The 3660-nt window shown below is 35.8% G+C and carries 4 protein-coding genes; 3 read left to right on the top strand and 1 reads right to left on the bottom strand.

Annotated features, from left to right (window positions below):
• The first annotated feature begins 180 nt into the window (after window positions 1-180).
• Window positions 181-726, top strand: a complete 546-nt coding sequence (locus tag ACZFYI_RS17255; protein ID WP_462525371.1) for a hypothetical protein — start codon at window positions 181-183, stop codon at window positions 724-726.
• 61 nt (window positions 727-787) lie between these two features.
• The gene (locus tag ACZFYI_RS17250; RefSeq protein ID WP_462525370.1) at window positions 788-1354 is read left to right on the top strand and encodes a forkhead box protein; all 567 of its coding nucleotides are present in this window, start codon (window positions 788-790) and stop codon (window positions 1352-1354) included.
• 134 nt (window positions 1355-1488) lie between these two features.
• Here ACZFYI_RS17250 and ACZFYI_RS17245 read toward each other — a convergent pair whose 3' ends face one another.
• The gene (locus ACZFYI_RS17245; protein ID WP_462525369.1) at window positions 1489-1683 is read right to left on the bottom strand and encodes a hypothetical protein; all 195 of its coding nucleotides are present in this window, start codon (window positions 1681-1683) and stop codon (window positions 1489-1491) included.
• Window positions 1684-2110: 427 nt separating this feature from the next.
• Here ACZFYI_RS17245 and ACZFYI_RS17240 point away from each other — a divergent pair, with 427 nt between their 5' ends.
• A complete protein-coding gene (locus tag ACZFYI_RS17240) occupies window positions 2111-3286 on the top strand; it encodes a M48 family metalloprotease (RefSeq protein ID WP_462525368.1) in 1176 nt (391 codons plus the stop codon).
• Window positions 3287-3660: the final 374 nt, after the last annotated feature.

Raw genomic sequence — 3660 nt, 5'->3', positions numbered from 1 at the left:
AAGAAAAAATTTATGTATTGGGTAAAAATAGGTGATGAACTGACAAATCAAATTATTGAATATTGTAAAATATCCTCTTTTTCTATTTCATATGATATCAATAAAAAAATTATATATTGTAATCATCCCCATTTACCCCATAAATTAAAAATAAGGCATTCTATCCATACACAATTTTCAATGGATGCCATAAAGCTTCATTGCCTGGATTTTCAGAACCATGTGATCATTTCTATCAAATCGGGAATAGCAGCCGTAGCGGTTTATGAAAATTTTCAATTGGTAGACCATAAGGTTTTCCGTGCATATATGGTGCGGAAAAAGCAGGGAAAGAGCCAGATCAAACATTTGAAGACAAAAGGCAAGTCCAGGGCAGGATCTCGGGTTAGGTTACAAGAGACCCTTGATTTTTTTGAGAATATCAATGAAAGGTTACAGACTTATTTTGAAGATAAAAGGATTGATTTGATTGCCTTCGGCTGTTCTCCTACCCTATTCCCGTTTTTTTTTCAGGGAAAAAAGATTCCTCCATTTGAAAAAACTGACCATAGAATATTCAAAATCCCTGTCCATATACCCTCAGCAACATTTGAGAACCTTGAGAAAGCCTACAGTTCGATTTCTCAAACCAAAATTTGGATAGATGAAAACAACAAAGAATTTGTCAACTCATTTTTGAGCGCTCCTGAAAGCCCGGAAATTGGAAATCAGGATGAAGATTGGTAATTCAGAAATTGATTAATTGGAACAATAATTGGTACTAGTCTACCAAATTCAATTCATCTCTATGATTCGTACCTGTTTGTTTTTGATTGTTGTCATTCAGTTTTTATTTGTCAAGGATATTTTCGCGCAGCGATATGGTACTGCTTTGGGCCTAAGGATGGGAAACAATTCCTATAGCAGGACTATTGGACTTTCTATCCAACAGCGGGTTTTTAAACATTTGACCCTGGAAGGTATTGTTCAATCTGATTTTGATAGGAACACGACATTTCACATGTTAATAGAAAAACATAATCCTATTATTTCAAAGCGGTTTAATTACTATTTGGGTGCAGGAGTATCCTCAGGATGGGAGGAAAGTTTTGTTAAAGTTCCCGAAACCAACCAAATCATCCATATATATGGAAATCCGACTACAGGCGTGGACCTTGTTGGAGGGATAGAAATGACACTTGCCAATACGGTGATTTCAGTGGATTACAAGCCGAACTTCAATCTTTCAGGTAGGGAAGAATTTTACCGCAGTCAGGTTGGGATCTCTGCAAGGATGGTCTTGGTCAAAAGTAAAGAACAGGATAAAAAGAGAAGAAAAAGGGAAAGGGAGAAGAGAAGGAGTAAGAAGAAGTAAGCAGTAGGCAGTGATCAGTCTCAGTTGGCAGGTTGGAAAGACGGTTGATATTTTGGGTTGGATTGAATTTAATCTGCTTGGCCCAAAAGAGGTTTTGTTGGGATGGGGTTTTGGATTCTCCTTTTCTGCCAATGTCATTGGGGCTTTTCTTCTTCACTTTCCGCATTCCTTCTCTCACTGCTTCGTCTAAACATTTCCTTGGCTTCTTCTGAGTAGCATGTCATTTCTTCCAAGGTGATGTAGGGAATATGTTGGTCATCCAAAGGGATGAAGAGGTTTCTGATGTCCCTGTCGAGTTCTTTGTCGCTGATGTTGATTTGTTTTTTCATAGGGGTTTTTGGTTTGGGTCGTTATTGAATTTTATGCATCATACTCTCAATGGTGCATCTCAAAAATAAGGTTATAATAAGTTTGAACTTAATCTGAAAAATGTTTTTGGGACGGTTGGTGTCGGGATTTTTTTTTAGTGAGAGGCTGGAAAAATGATGGGGGTATTTGGTAGAGATATGCTGTAAACTTCAAAGAGGCTGTTACTCTTCAAGGTGAATTAAAATATTCCAATTATTTAAAACTTGTAATTAAGGTAGTAATAATTTAAAAATATCAATATAGTTGGGGAAATAATTGACCTATTTGGGGAAGTATTTCGGTCAGTTCATCCTAAATTACAAAAATATTTCATCAAAATTCTTTAAATTTTTATATTGAAAACTGGAGGTTCCAGGTATTTAACCAAAACTAAAATTAACCAGCACTATGAAAAAGATTCTCTTATTTTCGTTTGTAATGTTGTTCATCTTCTCAAGCTGCAGCGATGAATCAATGATTACTCCTCCTGAAAATGTAAATTTAAAAGCCGACCCACTTGAGTCTGCAAAGCGGGAGTTATTGACCTTTATGGAACAAAATAAAGCCAATTTGCCCAGTTCCACATCCAATAATTCCGCAAGAATAACTTCTGAATCTGGAATAAACCGTTCTGGGTGGGTGGATTTTGATCATTATAACCTGATGATTGACAATGCCATCGATCCCAATGATTATGAATGTGGGCCTACCGAATTGCGTTTTTATACAGCTGATTTAAGGTCAGACTGGGATGCTGATGATTATTACATTTATAATAATCTTGGGAGATTTATAGTATTTGACTATGTATATGTATTTGAGAACGAAGATGGTGGCCAATATTATGGACCTGATGGAGAATTCACCAATCAGATCAACAGGACTTTCAAAGATTTATTGAGATTTTGGAATATCCCTACAGATATTCTTTTGAGAGATGCACATGGAATAATATTCGATGATGTTGAAAAAGTAATCAGATTACTTAGGTTATATGGATATCCCCAAGAAGTGGCAGAAATTATCGCTGATTTGTTAAAAACACTTTACGGATCTGACAAATATTTTAATTACAATCATCCTCTATTATCTTTCAATGCTTTTGCCGCAACAGCGGATGAATTTTTTGGCACACCAAAAAAGATCGTAATGGGTGATGGTATTTTGAAAGGATATGCTGATTTAGGTTTTGGTGATGTTGCTCCTCAGGCAATTTTGGCACATGAATATGGCCACCACGTGCAATTTGCCAAAGATGTTGAATTTATTAATTCCCCTGAAGGTACCCGTGAAACAGAACTTATGGCAGATGCTTTTGCAGCTTATTATTTGACCCATAAAAGAGGGGCTACGATGAACTGGAAAAGAGTGCAGTTGTTTTTGGAGGTGTTTTTTGAAATCGGGGATTGTGGATTTTCATCAAATGGACATCATGGTACTCCCAATCAAAGAATGAAAGCGGCGATTTTTGGATATAATTTAGCCAACAATACAAAAGTAAAAGGTAAAATCATGACCGGGGAAGAATTCATTCTTTTGTTTGAGGCAGAATTACCTTCTTTGATTGCTCCTGACGCTCCTTAACATATTTTTCAAACTTTTAAGCATCTCTGAATTCGAATATTGTTTTCAGAGATGCTTTTTTTTAAATTCCATTTGAGAGATCGGATTGAATTCAATTCAATAGTATTTTTATATAGCAATGAAAGAAGCCTTCAATCTTCGCACCTCCAACTAATTACTTTTCTATTTTTATTGTAGCCCCTTTATGTTCCATTTATTTTCTGATTGAGGTCAATCAAAATTTCTCAGATCTTAAAAGTTTTCCCTATCTCCTTTTACTTATTTCCTGCTTTTTTGAATACCTATTAGGGCAAAGAGAAACAGGGCCTCATGGTATTTTCCTCTGGGAGATTCGGTATTGAAAGGATATTTATAAAAAAAGCCTTCAATTTCTT

The sequence above is a fragment of the Aquiflexum sp. genome, from assembly GCF_977115555.1.
The sequence above is the reverse complement of the archived record's forward strand: the minus strand, read 5'-3'. Positions and strand labels throughout refer to the sequence as shown.